The organism is Flavobacterium pallidum (assembly GCF_003097535.1).
Taxonomy (GTDB): Bacteria; Bacteroidota; Bacteroidia; order Flavobacteriales; family Flavobacteriaceae; genus Flavobacterium; species Flavobacterium pallidum.
Window position 1 is genome coordinate 1,889,358 of the sequence record NZ_CP029187.1, and the last position, 19,980, is coordinate 1,909,337.

The following is a 19,980-nucleotide window of genomic DNA, read 5'->3' on the forward strand; positions in this document are numbered from 1 at the left end:
AACTACTTAAATTATGAAAAAACTATTACAATTGTTATTTGGACTGACACTGATGGTATCCAGCCTGGATGCCGGAGCCCAGACACTGGTAGCAGGAGACATTGTTATCCTTGGGATATCGGCTGATTCCGGTCCTACGCCACAGGGTGAATTCTGCTGGATGCCGTTGATCAACCTGAATTCCGGGACCGTGATTTATTTTACCGATGCGGGGTGGAATGACCAGGACAACGCTTTTATGGGCGCTGCCGCAGCATCAGAATCATTGATTAAATATACTGTTCCTGCAGCAGGTGTGCTTGCCGGCGTGCCACAGGTGGTCAGTAACTGGACTGCTACGGCACCGACGAATTACCAGTGCGTTACAGGAACCAAATGTGGTGAACGCGCTGCTGGATTTAACCTTCCGAATTCCGGTGACCAGATCATTGTCTTTACCAGTACGACTGCGACCACAAGTAGCTCGTTCGGGACTTTAGGCTTTTTTACACCCATTTTTGCGGCGACCACCGCTACATTGAATTGGGCTTCAGCTACCGGGAATACGGCTTCTTACAACGCCAGTTCGCTGAGAAACAATGTTTCCAACCTGCCTGATGGCCTTGTTGATGGATCAACGGCCGTAGCGGTAGGAATGGGTAGTCTTGAAGCCGATGAAGCGGACAACATACGTTATGAAGCAAATCCAGCTTCTGGAAGCAGGGCGGTCTTATTGTCTAATATCGCTACACGTGCCAAATGGGGCCGATATGATGGAACAGCCGGTGCGGAATTTCCAGACCTTACAGTAGGAGGTGTAGCTACTGGCTGGACCAATAAACTTGCGGGTAACTATAGCGTCACAGGTTCAGACAATATTAAGCCTGTTTGCCAATCCATAACATTGGTTGGCTCGCCTGCTGCAAATGCAACGAGCGTTAGCTTTACCGTTACTTTTGACGAAACTGTAAGTAATGTGAGCACGGATGACTTTACCGTCTCGACCGCAACAGGGAACGCTTCGGGCACTGTAAGTGGCGTTAGCGGCAGCGGTACTACGTATACAGTTAGCGTCAGTACGGCTACAAACACGGCCGGAAGTTTTAGGTTAAACCTAAACGGCAATACAAATATCGTTGATGCCTATGGCAACGGAAACGGTACGAACGGTACTGTTGCAGCCTTTACTACCGGTGCAACCCATACTATGGATCGCATTAATCCTACCGTAACCATCAGTTCTGCCCAGACAAGCCCGACGAATGTGGCTTCCATTACCATAAATATTTCCTTTAGTGAGTCGGTGACCGGATTCGATATCAACGATGTCGTTGTGGGCAACGGTACGAAAAGTAATTTCAGTGGTAGCGGAAACAGTTATTCGCTGTTGGTTGCGCCTACTGCAGATGGTGCCGTCACTGTAAGTGTTGCTGCTGGTGTCGCTGTGGATGCAGCGTCCAACAATAATAATGCCGCGACCAACTTCTCCATTACTTCAGACAGGACTTCACCGACAGTTTCCATATCCGGAGCCTCGGGAACGACTAATGCTTCTTCTATTCCTTTAACGATTACGTTCAGTGAATCTGTAACAGGATTTGTGGTAGGTGATATCACGGTGAGCGGCGGAACGCTGAATACATTTTCAGGCAGCGGAACTACATATACTGTGAACCTTGCCCCGACGACCAATGGTACAGTGGCAGTAAACATCAGTGGCGGTGTGGCGACAGATGGCCCCGGAAACGGAAATGCTGCCGCTTCTCAATACAGTATCGTTTATGACAACATCCAGCCAACTGTCAGCATCAGCTCTGCGACAGCAAATCCGACCAATTCGAATAGTATTCCCGTAACGGTTACTTTCAGTGAATCAGTTGCCAATTTTATTGCTACGGATGTAACGATAGGTAATGGTTCGCTGAACTCTTTTAGCGGAAGCGGAACAACCTATACTTTTAACGTGGTCCCTACAGCCAATACAACGGTAACTGTAGCGGTCAATGCCGGTGTGGCCAATGATGCTGCCGGAAATACCAATACTGCCGCAACATCGCTGACCAGGGTGCATGACAGCCAACAACCTACGGTTTCAATTACCTCAATAACTTCAAATCCTACCAATTCGACGAGTATTCCGGTTACGGTAACTTTCAGCGAATCGGTTTCAAATTTTGTTTCCGGCGATGTCACTGTTGGAAATGGTACGCTGAACACTTTTAGCGGAAGCGGGACAACTTATACCTTTAATATTGTACCATCAGCCAATGGCCCTGTAACCGTAGATGTTAATGCCGGTGTTGCCAACGATGCTGCCGGAAACCTAAATACCGCTGCGACACAATTGAGCAGGACTTTTGACAATGTACAGCCTGGCACGTCAATCACGTCAGGCGCTGCGAACCCTACCAATGCCAATATCCCCGTTACCGTCACATTTAGCGAATCTGTTGTGAACTTTGTATCAGGGGATGTTTCTGTGGGCAATGGTACGCTGAATTCCTTCAGCGGAAGTGGCACTACTTATACTTTTACGATTGTTCCCGCTGCAAACGGTGCAGTGACGGTTAACGTAGGTGCAGGTGTTGCCAATGACGCTGCCGGAAATGTGAATACCGCCGCTACGCAATTGAGCCGGACTTTTGATAATGTTCAGCCTACGGTTTCGATTTCCTCGGCTGCGGCAAACCCAACCAACTCGGGCAGTATTGCTGTTACGGTAACCTTTAGCGAATCTGTTGCGAATTTCATTAGTACTGATGTAGTTGTGGGTAATGGAACACTGAATACCTTTAGCGGAAGCGGTACAACGTATACTTTCAATATCGTCCCTTCGGCTAATGGCACAGTAACGGTCAATGTTGGCGCAGGTGTTGCAGACGATGCTGCCGGAAATACGAATACTGCTGCAACGCAGTTCAGCATCGTGTATGACAATGTCCAGCCTACGGTTTCTATTTCGTCGGCGGCTCCAAACCCTACAAATGCCAATATTCCTGTGACGATTAGTTTCAGTGAATCAGTAGCAAATTTTGTGCAGGGTGATATCACTATTTCAAACGGGTCCATAAACTCATTTAGTGGAAGCGGTTCTACTTATACTTTTACCGTTGTGCCTTCTGCCAACGGCACCGTTACACTGGATGTTTCTGCCGGAGTGGCTAATGACGCTGCAGGAAACACAAACACAGCCGCAACACAACTGAGCAGGACTTTTGACAATACACAGCCAACGGTTTCGATTTCGTCTGCAGTGCCAAACCCAACCAATTCTGGCAGTATTGCGGTGACAGTGACGTTTAGCGAATCGGTTTCGAATTTTATTGCTACGGATGTAACGATAGGTAACGGTACGCTGAACTCTTTTAGCGGAAGCGGCACTACTTATACCTTTAATATTGCTCCTTCGGCAAACGGAACCGTGACTGCAGACATAGCCGCAGGTGTTGCTAATGATGCTGCTGGTAATACCAATACTGCCGCAACACAATTCAGCAGGGTTTATGATGCGGTACAGCCATCAGTTGCGATCACATCGCCGGGCACGACGAATCCGACCAATGCCAATAGTTTCCAGGTTACCGTTACTTTCAGCGAGAGCGTGGTAAATTTCGTTTCAGGTGATATTACTGTAGGGAATGGCTCTTTGTCTAACTTCTCAGGAAGCGGAACCACTTATACCGCAACTGTTACGCCAACGGCTGACGGTACCGTTACAGTGAATGTAAGCGCAGGGGTTGCGAATGATGCAGCCGGAAATGGAAATACGGCAGCCTCACAATACAGTGTGGTGTCTGATAAAAACGGACCGGCGGTGACCATCTCTTCATCGGCAAATAATCCTACAAACCTGAGCACTATTCCACTTACATTTACTTTTGCTGAATCGGTGACCAATTTTATTGCGACAGATATATTCGTTTCCAGCGGTACCATTTCAGGCTTTTCAGGAAGCGGCACTACATATACTGCCAATCTTATACCTTCTTCTGACGCGACAATCAATGTTTTCGTCTTTGCCGGTGTGGCAAACGATGCTGCCGGAAACGGGAATACGGTTGGGACGTTCGCAATTACGTCTGACCGGACCAGGCCAACCGTGACTATTTCATCCCCACAGTCTACGCCTACAAGTGCCAATCCTATTGTAATCAATATTAACTTCAGTGAACCTGTTGTCAATTTTATACAAACAGACATTACTGCTACCGGTGGAACACTTTCAGGGTTTTCAGGAAGCGGTTCATCTTATAGTGTCAATCTCACGCCGACCGGCAATGGCAATAAGGTAGTGAATGTGGCTGCTAATGTGGCTACGGATGCTGCCGGAAATAATAATTTCGCCGCAACACAATTCTCGATATTCTACATCACGGCCTGTTCACAGCCAACCGTCTGGAATGGTTTGTTCTGGTCTGGCGGGAATCCTGTGGCCACCCAGCCGGCGATTATTAATGGCGATTATGATTCGGCATCGGCAAACCCGGGAGGATTCTCGGCTTGTAGCCTGATTGTTGGGTCTGGATTCAATGCCATCATAAACTCTGGAGATAACATTACCATTACTGGTAACGTTACTGTACAGAGCGGCGCAACCTTAACCTTTGAAAACAACGCGAACCTGATCCAGAGTGGCTCAGTTACCACAGGAAATTCAGGAAATATCACGATCAAAAGAAATGCTACGATGATCCGCCAGGATTATGTGTACTGGTCTTCACCTGTTGTAGGACAAAATCTGCTGGCATTCTCGCCGGCTACGCTGCCAACACGTTTTTATGAAATCAGCGAAACCACGAATGCTTTCGTGTATGTAAATCCGGCGACCAATACATTCCAGGCAGCCAAAGGATACGCCATCCGTGCTCCTGACAATTATGTACCGAATACCCCGACAGTTTTTGAAGGCATTTTTACTGGCGTTCCGCGCAAAGGGGATATTTCTATTCCGATAACGCACAACGCCCAGGGTTATAACCTTATAGGAAATCCTTATCCGTCACCAATCAATGCCGATCTGTTCCTGGCTGCCAATCCAAGCATCGGGACAATTTATTACTGGACACATATGCAACAAAGCGCGCCAAGCGGTGCAAATTATGCTTCTTACAATGCCACCGGAGCAGCAGCGGCTTCCAACACTGTTCCTGCCAGTGCATTGCCAAATGGTACGATTCAGACAGGGCAAGGCTTCATGGCCCTGGCCAACGCAGCAGGAAATGCGGTATTTACAAACAGCATGCGGGTCAATAATACCGATGACCAGTTTTACAGGGCGTCAAACAACCCGGAACAGAAAAGCCGCATCTGGCTGAACCTTTCTTCATCGCAGGGATCAATCAATCAAATGCTTTTGGGTTATGTGGCTGAGGCTACGAATGATTTTGACCTGCGTTTCGACGGGAAACTGGTTGAACTCCAGGGAACGAAATTGTACAGCGTCATTAACGACAGCGAATATGTAATCCAGGGTAGGGCATTGCCATTTGCAGATACTGACGTTGTTCGGTTAGGATTCAGGACTGATGTTGCAGGTACTTACACCATTTCGCTCGACCATGTTGATGGATTGTTCAGCGATGCACAGGACGTGTTCTTAAAAGACAATCTTACAGGTGCGATCCACAACATCAAATTATCCGATTATAATTTTGCAGCTACTGCCGGAACCTACCACAACCGATTCGAAGTGGTCTACCAAAACAGCCCGCTTGGAACAGCAACGCCTGTACTCGACAGCAGCCAGGTTGTGCTTTACAAGGATCAGGGTATTGTTAAAATCAATTCTGGTGCCATAGCGATGGATAACGTTAAAGTTTTTGATATCCGCGGCAGGCTTATTTACGAAAAAAGAAATATCAATGCTTCTGAAACGGCACTTACAGATTTAAATGTAGACCAGGAAGTATTATTGGTACAGATTACATCTACGGACGGAAGGATGATTACAAAAAAGGCCGTCAATTAATTGCTGTTTGAATCAAAAAATCAAAATCACGAAAAACTCCTGCTTCAAGTGGGAGTTTTTTTATTTTGGGGCGTTGGAACCGGAATTGCGGTTTTGGATATAATGGCTATCTTGCGTGCACTATTGTCCCCTTTTTGAACTGGCCTTAGTAGCCTATGGCTGATAAGATGCGGGGATAAAGCCAGCCCAGCTATGTCATACCAAAAGCTTAAACTACTCATTGCAGACGATCACCAGCTTTTTATAGGAGGCCTCAAACTGATATTGCAGGAGCACCTTGGTACAGAAATTTCAGAATTCGCGCTCAACGGCAAAGAAGCAATCGACAAATGCATGAAACAGGATTTTGATATCGTATTGATGGATATCAACATGCCAGTCATCGATGGCATTGAAGCGACACGCGAAATTAAAAGCCACAGGCCAAACATCAAGATATTGATGGTGAGTATGATGTCAGACTTTGATACCGTGAACCGCGTTTTTAAAGCCGGAGCCGATGGTTTGCTGATTAAGAATGCGAATGCTTCGGAATTCATAAGGGCATTCCAGACCGTACAGGGCAATGGCATTTACCTTTCGCCGCAATTGTCTGATTTTTTTGCAAAAGATAAAGCCGGAAAACCCGTCACCAAAGGCGATTACATCCAATTCAGTGAACAGGTCGTTACGCCCCGTGAGAAATCAATCCTTAAAATGATAGCGGAAGGTTTTACAAATCAGGAAATTGCAGAAACATTATTCCTTTCCGTAAAAACCGTCAACACCCATAGGAACAATATGCTGGCCAAGCTCAACCTTCCGAACACGGCTGCTTTGGTGAAATTTGCCATCGACAATAAGTTGGTTTAGAATGACAATTTTATGTTCCGAATTGGAAACATACAAAATTTGCGGCTGGACTCATTTCAGGTAAAAATACGCTATTTCCAACAACGTAAAATTCCTATATTTGAAACAATGCTGATTGTGAAACAGTTATGCTTATCATAAAAACTGTCACAATACCAAAAACAGCCGTATTCAAACATGGATGCCAAAGATTTATACCAATCGCTTAGCGCAGACAATAAAAGGCAACTGCAGCAACTTGCCGCCGAAATCTGCGAAAAGTATGACAGGGGTGACAAAGCCGGACAATATAAAGGCCGTGTGGTATTATTCCTCGGGGCAGCAGTAAATTACCATTTGTCGCGCCCGGGTTTTGAAGGGATTTATAGCAAAGAGGACCGGCCGCCGCTGGGCAACGAACTCAATAATTATTTTATTGATGCGCTTTTTGCCGCCGACAATACCACGGAACGAAGCGATTACATGAAGGAAGAAAGGCTTCCGCTAAGCTGGGTCAGCCAGTATTATCAGGAAACCTTCAGCCGTGAAGCGATGGTTGACAAACTGGCCCACGCCATCGATAATAAAAAGCCTTCCCCAATTTTGAATGCGCTGGCCGAAATGCCTTTTAAATATATCGTTTCCACCAACTACGACCACCTTTTTGAGACCGCATTGGATACTGCGATACAAAATGGTTACAAAAAAGGCTATAAAAAAGGCGTTTACAAGCCCAATCGCGGCGATACTTCAGAATATACAGAGGATTTCGGTGCAGATATTTCAGCAGAGATGCCTTTTTTATACAAACTCCACGGGGACATACGCGACCCTTTTAATGAAGACGGCGATTACCTGCCAGAAAAAGATGCCATCGTTTTAACCGATGAGGATTACCTGCATTTTATTTTGAGGATGAGCCAGGTGAGTACCAATATGGAGCGTGGCCTCACAGACCAGCGTTTGGATCTATACCCCATTCCGCAATCGATCAATAATGCATTCAGCGGCCTGAACCGCAATACGTTCTTGTTTGTCGGCTACAGCCTAAGGGATTACAACCTCCGGCTGATCTTCAAGACCGCGCTCTGGAAAAAGAATGTTGATATTTTCAGGGCACTTCAAAAATGGTCCATCGATGTAAAACCCGATGAAGTCATCAAGAATATTTACATCAGGGATTATAAATTCAGTTTTATAGAAGACGACATCTGGACTACAATCCCTTATCTGTACAAAGAAATGTTCGGAAAAGAAATGCCTTTATGATGGACATGACAAATACAAACAACGCTAAGGACAATCAGGAAATTCCGCAACCCTTTCGCGGGATTAAGCCCTTCCGGTATTCCGACCGGGATATTTTTGCAGGGCGCAACTGGGAAAAAGAGCAGCTCCTGAACCTCGTTTCGCTGTACCGCGGCATATTGCTTTTCGGTCAAAGCGGTTTCGGGAAATCATCAATCATCAATGCGGCTTTGGCACCAAAATTGCTCGAATATGATTTTTTGCCTGAAGTCATGCGGGTGTCACCATCCTATGATGGTACTTTCATCATTTACAGGATTAAGGAAAATGAGGACAACGATACCTATCTTCCATCCATTTTCGACGACCTGAATACGGAAAACAAACCGCAAATCAGCGTGTCATTTAAGGAATTCCGCGAAAGAATTTTAACGCTCAGGCCAAAACTCAGAGGCGATGCCACCGATCATCCGGAAAAATTGCCGCCAAGGCTTACGCTTTCCGATGAGATCGCTTACGGTGAATCTATAATCGATGAAGAATCGCCGATTCCGGTGTTCATCTTTGACCAGTTTGAAGAGCTGATCACGCTTTTTGAGGAAATGGGAGGCACTACCACAGATGGGGAACTTACGCCTGCTGACCGTAAAAAATTCCAAAAGGAAATCATCGAATTTTTCCGGGAAATATATTACAACAGGTCTTTACGCATGAAGTTCATCTTTGTGTTCCGGGAAGATTACCTGGCGAAGTTTTCCCGCCTGTTCATGGCAATCCCTGATCTGAAGGACCATACTTTGCGTATAAAATCAATCCCCTGCCAGGACATATACCAGATTATTTCCTGTCCTTTTACAGGCGGGAATGAAGGGAAATTCACAAATCCATTTTCGGAAGAATTTATGGTTGCCCTTGAGACAAAATTGAAGGAGCATTTTGATGATGACTACGCTGTACTTACTGATGTGCAGATCGTGTGCGAGTTTCTTTATGAACTTCCGCCGGTTGAACGTATGTCGTTCCTGCAACATGCGAGCGTCAAGGATATCATCAGGCAGTCTTATGAAAATGCGCTCGCGCGCCTGCCTGCAGCAGATCAGACCGTTGCCACAGAAATCCTGCAGATTTTGGTGCTGAATGAAAATACGCGCAATATTTTCCACAAGCATGCCATTGAAGAAGCGCTGACGGAACAAGGCCACCGCGTTACAAACCTGAATGCCATACTCGACAGGCTTGAGCATGAAACAAGGCTTGTGCGCAGTGAACGGCGATCGGGCGGGGTATATTATGAAATCAACAGCGAGTCCATCATCCCGACGCTGAACAAGATGAAGGTCATCCGGGAACAGTCACTTTTGGCACAAGGCATCTGGGTCAAGAATAAAAGGCGCACGGCTATTCTGGTTTTGGTTTTAATATTGGCCTTTACCTCATTCGGGTTTTGGTACCAGCACCAGCAATCTATCGATACCAGGGCGCAACTGTATATGATCGCCGCTAAAAATGCCGACAATTCCACGTTGGCTTACCTCATTGCCAAAGATGCCTTCAAGCGTCCACCGGACATTCTCCAGAATTATTTAAACGGATTTGAGAATAAAGGGCCCGACTTTTACCTTACCGGCATGTTTGCCGATGGTTACGGCAAGGTAGGCTATAATGATAAAGGGGAAGTCACAGTGGTGCAAAGGGATGCTGTACTGTATTATGGGGCCAAAGGGATTATATTTGAAAAACAGCGGTTTAAGGATATCGATTATGTCTATTTCGCATATCCTGAAAGCGCTTTGCTTATTGGCAGGCCCATCGACAATAATGGATTTTGCCTGGTCAGCATGAATAACAGCAGCGCCACACGGTATGCAACAGCTCGGGACAACGGGCCCGCTAATGCCATGTCTCCGGACCGGAAATCCTTTATATTGGCCGGGAATCTGTATCATTACGGTAATCCAGCGCCCATGGGAACGTTAATGGCGTATGGTGAAAAACTGCATAAAGTTGTTTTTTCAAACAACAGCATGTTCATTATAGGACAGACACAGTATGGCGATTTTTACAGGTTCAGCAGGGAGGGTGTTATGGAAGGTTTTATTGCCAATACCGGTAACGGATTCACCGATTTCTGCATAGCTCCTGATGGTCGAAGTATATACATTGTCGGGAAGGATAATAAACCCGAAGTCATTGCAATCCCCGACCTGTTAAGCAAGGATATTCAACACAAACAAAAGCAGGGGGATTATTATACTGCGTATTATGATGCTGATGAATATGGGAACGTAGGGGAACGCATTGCCATTTCGCCTGACGGAAAACACGTGCTTGTCGCCCATAGCAATGAAGTGGAATTATCAGACAATAACGGGAATGGACAACGCACATTAATTACTGCTGAAAGCCGCATCACCAATGCCATCTTTTCACCTGATGGGCAAAATATCCTGGCTTCGACGCTTTCCGGTAAGGTATATATTTGGAAGAAAGGTGAAATTTCCGCCTTGTATAAATCAAAGGAACTGCAGATTTACAGTCCTTTGGATTACGCCAAAACAGGCTTGACAGATTATACTGCTGAAAAAATTTACGGAAATCCTGACAGCAGCATCGAGCTTTTGAGGCAAATCCTGACTTACAGCATGGCATTGCCAAATATCAACGAACATCCCGGTGACAAGGATTATGACAAACTCATCAGGACTTCCCTATATGATATTTCCGGGATGTATAAAAAGCTGATGGCAGAATCAAAACTCAAAGGACTGTCAAAACTCCAGCGCCGCCAGGCCATGCTGAAATATGCCAAATTTGAAATCGATTCCATCAGCCTGACCAGTACCGGTAATGACAGCATCATGCGTATTAAAGGTTTGCTGGTCACACAGCATCTCAGGGAAAAGGCTTTTGATGATGACCAATCGGATAAGGAGATCATCCTGGATCTTGCACAGGGATATAAATTGGTGGCGAAAAACCTGATACCGGATTATGCAAAAGCGGCAAACCTGCTTAAAAAAGGAACCTCGAAAATCGAGCGCGCCATCATCGGGACGCCATATGATGCAGCTATAAGGCATGAACTCTCGCCATTATATGACACGTTATCGCATTACAGTATTTATGCCGGGCGCTATGCAGATGCGGTCACTTATGCCCGAAAAGGACTTTATTATGATGCTGGAAACAAATGGATCAATTCCAATCTTGCGATGGGCCTGCTGCTTCAAAGCCGATTTGCAGATGCCCAAAAAGTGTATGCGGCCAACAGCAGCCTCAGCGCCTATTTCCTGGAAGATTTAGAAGCATGGGAAAAAGCAAAAATTATAAAACCGGGGACTGCTTTGCATGCTGAGTTCCTGAAAATAAAGGAATATCTGCGAAAATTGTAAATATATATTGTCATTTATAAAGCTCGATATACGGTAAAAAATACCCACTAGGGGGTATTTTTTATTAATAGTCAATGAGTTACATTTATATCCTAAAACCAAAACCAATGACTCCACAACAAAAAACAATGTATGAAGGCAATTTCGACACCTGTACCTTAAGCGCTGCTAAATTGGCGGAAATTGATACAGCGGTGACGAAAATTTCGGCTAATAAAGCACGTTACGAAGCTGTCGCAACGCCCCTGAACATTCCATGGTATGTCGTAGGCGTGCTGCATAATATGGAAGCGGGACTGAACTTCAATTGCCACCTGCACAACGGTGATCCGCTTACTGCCCGAACTGTACATGTCCCGAAAGGGCAGCCCGTTAAAGGCAATCCGCCGTTTACATGGGAAGTCAGTGCTGCTGACGCGTTGACCGGCAATGGCCTGAATACCTGGAAGGACTGGAGCCTCAGCGGCTTGTTATACCGGATTGAATGCTATAACGGACTTGGGTACTTCAAGAAAAACCTGCCTTCCCCATACCTGTGGAGCTACACTGATAAATATACCAAAGGGAAATTTGCCGCAGATGGGCAATACGATCCCAATCTTGTCTCAAAGCAATGCGGCGCCGCGGCTTTATTGAAAAGGATGTCCGACAAGAAGATTATTGCCATGCCGGCAGCCTCAGCTCCGGCAGTACCTACAATTAAAGACCAGATTATTGCGGCTGGAAATAAAGTGGCCTATTTTTCCGGGACCGTATCTCCAGATGGTAAGGCATTGCAGGACTTGCTCAATCAAAATGGCAGCACGCTTGTCGCTGATGGCAAGGCTGGTAAAAATACTTCTGATGCATGGTTCAAATGGAGTGGCCTGTACCTGAAAGGTGATCCAAGGAGGACTTCTTAAGCCGGGATTATCAACGATTTCATTAAGGTAAGTGTCGGCACGGCTGTAAAAGGCTGCGCTCAACACTTCATTTTTTAAAACTAAAACACAAAAATCATGGCTGAAATTATTTACAATTTTCCTGCCACCAAGGAACAACAAGATAAAGCGGACGGACAGAAAAAACCTGAAGTGACCTACCGTATCGAAATCCATAACAGAAGCGGAGAACCTTCAGAAATACATAGTATTAATACAGCTGACAAGGATAAATATTATCAGTTTGTATACGACGACAACACCACCTGGCTCGCTGACGGCGATACCCTCCACGAACTTTTCGGTGAAGGGCAGCAATCCCGCGGCGGTAAAAGTGAAACCAGCCTTCCGCTCGAACTTGGCAGTGGTTCACAACGTGGCGTTGTCGGGAGCATCGTCCTTAAGCTCATCCATGTTTTTGTAAAACCCGCCGGAGATAAGTTGGTAGCCGATGTTGCGGCCAAACTTGAAAACAAGCAATTGGCGGCAACCCGTGATGGACTCCATATCTTGAACCGGGATTTCATGATGCGTTATTATCCTTCAGATAAAAATGCAATACTGGAAGAAAAGCCGATATTGCTGTTTATCCACGGTACCAATTCCAATACTGAAGGCGCATTCGGAGGTCTGGCACAAAATAAAGTGTTTGACGAAATTTATAATACGTATTCCGGAAACGTGCTTGCATTCCAGCACAGGACGCTTACGGTCAGTCCGTTGCAGAATACCGTGGATTTGGTAAAGGGACTGCCAGACAAATGTACGCTGCACATCATCACACATTCCAGGGGAGGCCTCATAGGGGATATATTGTCCAAATATGCTGCAGGCAAATTCTTTACGGAACAGGAAATACAACTTTTCAAAAAGGAAGGGCGTAAGCAAGATCTCAAAAGTATTGCAGATCTTGAGGAATTGTTCAGGAACAAGAGGATCAGTGTTGATAAGTTCGTCCGTGTGGCCTCGCCATCGGCAGGAACATTGCTCGCATCGGACCGTATGGACCACATTCTCAATGTACTTTTTAATGTTGCAGGAACCGCCAGTGTTTTTGCAGATGTAATGCATGACCTGATTAGTGCAGTATTAAAGGAAAAAAGTAATATCGATGTGCTCCCGGGACTGGAAGCCATGAATCCGCAGTCGATTTTTATAAAAGCACTCAATGTAAGGACCCCCGGCTCAGAAATTGACGGCAGTTCGCTGATGGTTATTTCCGGCAACGGAAAGTTGAGCCTTAGTTTCCGGGGGCTTATGGTTGTTTTAGGCAAGCTATTCTACAGGCAGCGCAGCGATTTAGTCGTAAATACCGATTCAATGTACCTGGGCGTGAGCCGCAGTGGTTCCATACAGTACTTTTTTGATGAAGGTATTAATGTAGACCACCTCCACTATTTCAACAACCAGAAAACGCAACAGGCCCTGCTCAATGCGCTTAAGGCTGAACCAGGAAATACGGTCAACGGGTACAAAAGGGTGCCACAACTGGAGATACCAGCGTCAGACAGGGGTGTCTTTGGTATGGACGGAGGAGAACTGCATCCGGTATTGGCACCACCTTCAGGTAAAAGGCCTATCGTCATATTATTGCCGGGGATCATGGGCTCGAATATATATGATGAAAACAGCCGGATGTGGCTGAATTATTGGGGTATCCTGAAAGGGGATCTCAGCGAAATGACCAATCTCGATGGCAAAGGCATCAGGGCACGCTCCATCATCAAGAGCTCATACAATAAATTGTACCTGCAGCTTTCGCGGAATTATGATGTCGTGATTTTTCCGTTTGACTGGCGTAAGCCAATGAAGGACTCCGCATCCGAATTGAATAAAAAGATTACGGAGCTGCTTAAATTCAGTGTCCAGATCAAGATTATCGGTCATTCGATGGGAGGGGTGCTGGTACGGGATTTTATAGTATACCATAAAGATACCTGGGAAATCCTCAACCGCCGCAACGGTTTTAAATTGCTGTTCCTGGGATCCCCGCTGAATGGCTCCCATCGCATTCCGGCCGTACTGTTTGGCATGGATGGCATCATCAACAAGCTCAGCTTCCTGGATATGAAACATTCCAAGAAAGAACTGGTGTCGTTTTTCACTGCCCTGCCCGGTATATTAAGCCTGTTGCCCTTCTCTAAAGGAGATGACATGGATTATGCCGATATAAAACTCTGGGAAAAAATGCGCTCAGGCATGAATGATGATTCCTGGCCATTGCCCCCGGTAGGTGCGGGGACCAAAGAGCGCCTGAAGGAATTTGCTGCCTATCGGGATGAGGTGCTCAGCGCGGCTTCGGGCATTGATTATACAAACATGATCTATATTGCAGGGCAGGATAAGGCTACGCCGTGCGGGTTTTCTACGGATGGGGGCAGGCTCGTTTTCAAATATACACGGGAAGGCGACCAGAGTGTTACCTGGGCCACCGGAATTCCTCCGAAACTGATTGAATCAGAGCAGGTGTATTATACCGATGTTACCCATGGCGACCTGGCCAATGAAGAAAAAATCTTCGCCGGAATTGAAGAGATTATCTCACGAGGCAGTACCAACAGGCTTTCAAAAAAGCGCCCTGTATTCCGCGATGCACAAAAGACTTTCACTATTAATGAGCATACCGACTTCGATTTTTCAGAAAGTGGGCTCGAAAGGTCCATCATGGGTACCACAACCATTACCGAAACCGTGGCGAGCCGCAATCCTTTGGTAGTATCGGTAAGCCATGGCGACCTTGCCTATTCATCTTTTCCGGTATTGGCAGGGCATTTCAACGGAGATGCCATCCTGCAGGCAGAAAAGGCCATCGACCGCAACCTGAATTCCATGCTCCAGTACAAGCACAGGCTGGGAGGATATCCGGGCCCTATTGGCACTTATGAAGTGATTTATAAAAGGGATATTTTCTTTGAAGGGGCCATTATCATAGGCCTTGGGGAACCGGAAAAACTGACTTCCTATATGCTCTCCAAAAGCGTGGCGATCGGTGCTGCCAACTACCTGATTGGGATGCAGGCCAGCAATACAGGCTATAAAACCATCGGTATTTCTGCGCTGCTGATTGGTACAGGATATGGAAATCTGAGTATCGAAAACTCGGTAAAGGCCGTGATTGAAGGGGTGAATAATGCAAATAATACCGTTGCCGCATTGGATTGTGGCTATCCGCAGATTACACATATCGAGTTTATTGAGCAATGCGAAACCAATACGATCAGTGCGTTGTTTGCCTTAAAAAATATCGAATCCTGCGATAATGAAAATTACAACATTACCATGGAGACGGCCCGGATTAAGAAACTGTTTGGTTGCCGCAAGACGCTTCCGGTACTGAATTCGGAAGAATGGTGGAACAGGCTTGCCATCCGTACCGAAGTAAATGACTGTAGCGGTAAGAAACTGACCTTCAGTTCGAGTACCGGAGATGCCCGTGATGAGGTAAGCGAACTGTACTCCAACACCGCCATTACCGATTCTTTCCTGAAGGAAATCTCAGTAGGTGGGCAGTGGTCCGATGCGGTAGCCAAATCGCTTTTTGAGCTATTGATCCCAAATTCGTTCAAAAACCAGCTAAAGCGCAAAGGCCACATCACCTGGATATTGGATAAGGAGAGCGCCTCATACCCTTGGGAATTGCTTCAGGACAGTTCCGTAAAAGCCCGTCCGCTGTGCATCGATGCAGGCATGATAAGGCAATTGTCGACCCGGGATTTCACCCCTAAGATGGAAGGCATCATCAGTGAAAAGGCTTTAATCATTGCCGATCCTGAACTCGGAGGTTACCTGCCGCAATTGGATCACGCCCGTGACGAAGGTGAAGCCGTCAAAAGGCAGATGGATATCAAAGGATGGGCAAACCTCCCATTGATAGGCAGGGATTATTCAGATATTGTTAAAGTACTTTATACTGATTCCTATAAAATCATCCATATTGCCGGACACGGGATTTATGATCCGGAACATCCATGCAACTCGGGTATCGTCGTAGGAAATAATATATTCCTGACCCCTGCAGACATTCACCAGCTGCCCGTGGTGCCGGAATTCGTGTTTGTGAATTGCTGCCACCTGGGTGCCGTCAATGGTGTTGACGATAAGTTTATCCGGGATCGTTACCGCCTGGCTGCGAACATCGGTACCGAATTGATAGAAATGGGTGTGAGAGCCGTAGTAGTGGCAGGCTGGCAGGTCGCTGATGATTCCGCGAAGGAATTTGCCGAAGTCTTTTATGAAAACCTTTTCAACGGTGAAACTTTCGGGACCTCGGTCAGGAAAGCCCGATCCCGCATCTACGACCCTAAGAAACCCCACGACAATACATGGGGCGCTTACCAGTGCTATGGTGATCCCTATTATAAAATCAACAACCGTTCTGTAGATCCGATCAGGGATAAGAACTACATCATCGAAGACCAGGTTTATATAGATCTTTTCAATCTGCTTAACCAACTCGATGTGCGTTATACGAAAAAGGAAAAAGTACTCGATAAGCTTTTCAGGATTACAGCAGACAGGAAACGTGCCGGCCTTAGCAGTGCCAGGATTGATGAGACTGAAGCGCTGATTTATTATGAACTTGGGATGTATGATGCCGCTGATACTAAATTCCGGGAGCTTAAAGGATGGGATGATGCTGCTTTTTCTGTAAATGCGCTGCACAAATTCTTTAGCAATTGTACTTATAAAGCATTCAAAGAATACAATGATGACCATGGCAAGCGCGCCGACGCAGAAAATCAGATTTATGAAGTACTGAAAAACCTCAAAAACCTGCAGGATATCAATAATACCGCAGAACGCCATGCACTGATGGGCAGTGCTTACAAGCGATTGGCTTATATGGAAGGGACATTGGTGAAAAAACGCGCCCTGCTGGAAAGCGCCATTGCGAACTATCACGATGCCTACAAAAAGAACAAGCGCATTTATCCATTGAACAGCCTGCTGATTTTTGATACCATTCTCAATTTCGGAAAGGAAAAGCGCCGTAAAAAACTGGATGACGATCATGTAAAGGAATATACTGAAATCCTGAAAGTAAAAACAGCGCAACCACTCCAGTCAGCACTCGACATGGATTATTGGGACAACACCGACCCGACGGGAATGATGCTCGTCATGCTGTTCCTGGATCCGGAAAATGCAGCGAAACCTGAACCATGGGATAAACTCTTCGAATTGGGCAACGAGATGCGCCAGCGGTTTGGGTCTGTAGGAAAGAAACAGGCCGAGTTGTACAACCTGGAGCTGATTGTAAACGCTTTGGAAATGTATGACCAGGTTATATCGAATCCGCATCTGGAAAGGCTTAAGGTCAAAGTAAGTGAACTCCTGGAACGTTTTAAAATGCAACAGGAGTAAAGATTACTGAAATAGACACCAACATATTATTGCCGCAGAAATGCGGCATTTTTTTTTAAATAATATTTTAAGTAAGCGAACATTCATTTATTATGTATATATTTGCCGCATCAAGATAAAAATCAATGCGGATAAGGAATACAGATAAGGAAAGCATCGTAAAGCAAAAAGCCATCGAAATGCTCGTAAGGGAAGGTATTGAAGGTTTTGCCATGAACCGCCTTGCCAAGCAAGCCGGCGTTTCCGTAGCCACGCTTTATATATATTATACTGACAAGGAAGACCTCATAAAGAAAATAGGGGTCGGGATCGGGCAGGATTTTTTCAGGGCCATGTTAAAGGATTTTTCGTCTGATATGCACTTTATCGAAGGCTTGCGCAAACAATGGGAAAACAGGGCCGCCTTTTTGATGCAAAATATGAAGGAAGTGGCTTGCTGGGAAGTCTTGCAGAATTCTTCCTACAGCGATTACATTGCACAGGAAGGCATCAGGGATTTCAAGAACACCATGATGGAATTCTTCCAGAACGCGGTGGAGCGCAAAGAAATGCTTCCTATCTCGAAGGAAGTTTTCTGGAGCATCGCTTACGGGCCTTTGTATGCATTGCTGCGTTTCCACAACAAAGGCAAAAGCATGGGCGGCGCTCCGTTCTCCCTTACGCAACAAATACAGGATGAAACTTTCGCATTAGTCATAAAAGCATTAACACCATAACCTCACCTCATGAAAGAAGATTTAACAAGCATATTGGTCTTTGCCACCAATATCCGCAACAGATCCGACAAGGAATTTGTCAGCAGCATCTTAGATGAAAGCACCGTAATCCGCAAATGGAGCATCGACCAGGAAGATATTGATTGTGTGCTCCGGGTTGTCACAAACGTACTTTCAGTAAATGACATCATTAAAATCATCAACATCCTCGGCTTTAACTGTGCCGAATTGCAATAAGCAAAAACAACCATGGACGCACAAACCTTGCCATCGGCCTCTTTTACAGGGTATCAGAAATTTGTAATCTTTATATTGGCCATCACCCAGTTTACTGTCGTGCTGGATTTTATGGTGATGTCGCCGCTCGGCGATATCATGATGAAAACGCTGCACATCAATACGGCGCAATTCGGTTCGGCAGTGTCAGCTTACGCCTTCAGCGCCGGAATCTCAGGCCTGCTTACAGCGGGCTTCGCGGATAAATTTGACCGTAAGAAACTCCTGTTGTTCTTTTACACCGGTTTTATCATCGGGACTTTCTTTTGTGCGATGGCACCCAATTATGAACTGTTGCTGGCGGCACGCATCGTGACCGGTATTTTCGGAGGAGTCATCGGGTCCGTATCTATGGCCATCATTGCCGATTTGTTCAGCCTGCAGCAGCGCGGGAAAGTGATGGGATTTGTGCAGATGGGCTTTGGTGCCAGCCAGGTCCTCGGCATCCCGATCGGTTTGTTTATTGCCAATGCCTGGGGATGGCATGTGCCGTTCCTGTGGATTGCGGTTATGGCAGCGCTGGTAGCCATCGGAATTGCGGTAAGGCTGAAGCCGGTAAATGCGCACCTTTTACTGCAAAGGGACAAAACTGCCGTACAGCATTTGTGGCATACGGTGGTGAAAAAAGATTACCGCGTCGGGTTTTTGGCCACGGCATTGCTTTCCATCGGCGGTTTTATGATGATGCCCTTCGGAAGTGCTTTTGCCATCAACAACCTTGGGATTACCAATGAGCAATTGCCTTTTGTGTTTATGTTTACGGGAATTGCTACATTGATTACGATGCCATTGATTGGAAAATTAAGCGATAAGGTCAGTAAATACAAAGTGTTCGCCATCGCCACACTGACAGCCATTGTCATCATCAACATTTATGCCCATTTTGCCGTGACGCCGTTTTGGCTCGTGTTGGTTGCGAATGTCCTTATGATGGTGGCAATCATGTGCAGGATGGTGCCTTCGACGGCGCTTACTTCCGCTGTGCCTGAACCGGCAGACAGGGGTGCGTTTATGAGTGTCAATGCTTCCTTACAGCAAATGGCGGGTGGCTTTGGGGCCATGCTTGCCGGCGTGATCATCGTACAGAAAGACAATTTCTCCCCGTTGGAACATTATGACACACTGGCGATGATCGCCTCAGGAATCATGTTATTGACGATTTTCCTGATGTACAGGGTCAATCGTATCGTACAGAGACGCAACGGTGTCAATTCCTAATGTCCAGTTCTGTTTATAATCGATGAAAGGTACGATTTTATCGATTATCTGCATAAAAAGATGCCGGT

9 protein-coding genes are annotated in these 19,980 nt (G+C 46.1%); all 9 read left to right on the top strand.

The features are described from left to right. The first annotated feature begins 13 nt into the window (after nt 1-13). The 9 genes from HYN49_RS07615 to HYN49_RS07660 all read left to right on the top strand — a co-directional run bounded on the left by HYN49_RS07615 (nt 14) and on the right by HYN49_RS07660 (nt 19,912). On the top strand, nt 14-5,947 hold the full coding sequence (locus tag HYN49_RS07615; RefSeq protein WP_146185063.1) for an Ig-like domain-containing protein: 5,934 nt from the start codon (nt 14-16) through the stop codon (nt 5,945-5,947). Between the two features lie 192 nt (nt 5,948-6,139). Next, nucleotides 6,140-6,799, top strand: coding sequence for a response regulator (locus HYN49_RS07620; RefSeq protein WP_108903565.1), 660 nt, complete (start codon nt 6,140-6,142; stop codon nt 6,797-6,799). A 177-nt stretch (nt 6,800-6,976) separates the two neighbouring features. Continuing rightward, complete coding sequence (locus HYN49_RS07625) at nt 6,977-8,047, top strand: SIR2 family protein (RefSeq protein WP_108903566.1); 1,071 nt, start codon at nt 6,977-6,979, stop codon at nt 8,045-8,047. Further along, nucleotides 8,044-11,418: an nSTAND1 domain-containing NTPase gene (locus HYN49_RS07635; RefSeq protein WP_146185064.1), complete on the top strand. Its 3,375-nt coding sequence runs from the start codon at nt 8,044-8,046 to the stop codon at nt 11,416-11,418. Before HYN49_RS07625 ends, HYN49_RS07635 begins: the two co-directional genes overlap by 4 nt. Before the next feature lie 107 nt (nt 11,419-11,525). Next, nucleotides 11,526-12,320 (top strand): hypothetical protein, encoded by a 795-nt coding sequence (locus tag HYN49_RS07640; RefSeq protein WP_108903568.1) that lies wholly within the window; start codon nt 11,526-11,528, stop codon nt 12,318-12,320. A gap of 96 nt (nt 12,321-12,416) precedes the next feature. Next, nucleotides 12,417-17,702 carry a CHAT domain-containing protein gene (locus HYN49_RS07645; protein WP_108903569.1) on the top strand — a complete coding sequence of 1,762 codons (5,286 nt, stop codon included), beginning with the start codon at nt 12,417-12,419 and terminating at the stop codon, nt 17,700-17,702. 125 nt (nt 17,703-17,827) lie between these two features. Then, a complete protein-coding gene (locus HYN49_RS07650) occupies nt 17,828-18,418 on the top strand; it encodes a TetR/AcrR family transcriptional regulator (protein WP_108903570.1) in 591 nt (196 codons plus the stop codon). A gap of 9 nt (nt 18,419-18,427) precedes the next feature. Then, on the top strand, nt 18,428-18,655 hold the full coding sequence (locus HYN49_RS07655; RefSeq protein ID WP_108903571.1) for a hypothetical protein: 228 nt from the start codon (nt 18,428-18,430) through the stop codon (nt 18,653-18,655). Between the two features lie 12 nt (nt 18,656-18,667). Then, nucleotides 18,668-19,912: an MFS transporter gene (locus HYN49_RS07660; protein ID WP_108903572.1), complete on the top strand. Its 1,245-nt coding sequence runs from the start codon at nt 18,668-18,670 to the stop codon at nt 19,910-19,912. Nucleotides 19,913-19,980: the final 68 nt, after the last annotated feature.

Bases quoted from the DNA above. Each gene is read 5' to 3' on its own strand.
- HYN49_RS07615 (WP_146185063.1), top strand. From the start codon at position 14: ATGAAAAAACTATTACAATTGTTATTTGGACTGACACTGATGGTATCC.
- HYN49_RS07620 (WP_108903565.1), top strand. From the start codon at position 6,140: ATGTCATACCAAAAGCTTAAACTACTCATTGCAGACGATCACCAGCTT.
- HYN49_RS07625 (WP_108903566.1), top strand. From the start codon at position 6,977: ATGGATGCCAAAGATTTATACCAATCGCTTAGCGCAGACAATAAAAGG.
- HYN49_RS07635 (WP_146185064.1), top strand. From the start codon at position 8,044: ATGATGGACATGACAAATACAAACAACGCTAAGGACAATCAGGAAATT.
- HYN49_RS07640 (WP_108903568.1), top strand. From the start codon at position 11,526: ATGACTCCACAACAAAAAACAATGTATGAAGGCAATTTCGACACCTGT.
- HYN49_RS07645 (WP_108903569.1), top strand. From the start codon at position 12,417: ATGGCTGAAATTATTTACAATTTTCCTGCCACCAAGGAACAACAAGAT.
- HYN49_RS07650 (WP_108903570.1), top strand. From the start codon at position 17,828: ATGCGGATAAGGAATACAGATAAGGAAAGCATCGTAAAGCAAAAAGCC.
- HYN49_RS07655 (WP_108903571.1), top strand. From the start codon at position 18,428: ATGAAAGAAGATTTAACAAGCATATTGGTCTTTGCCACCAATATCCGC.
- HYN49_RS07660 (WP_108903572.1), top strand. From the start codon at position 18,668: ATGGACGCACAAACCTTGCCATCGGCCTCTTTTACAGGGTATCAGAAA.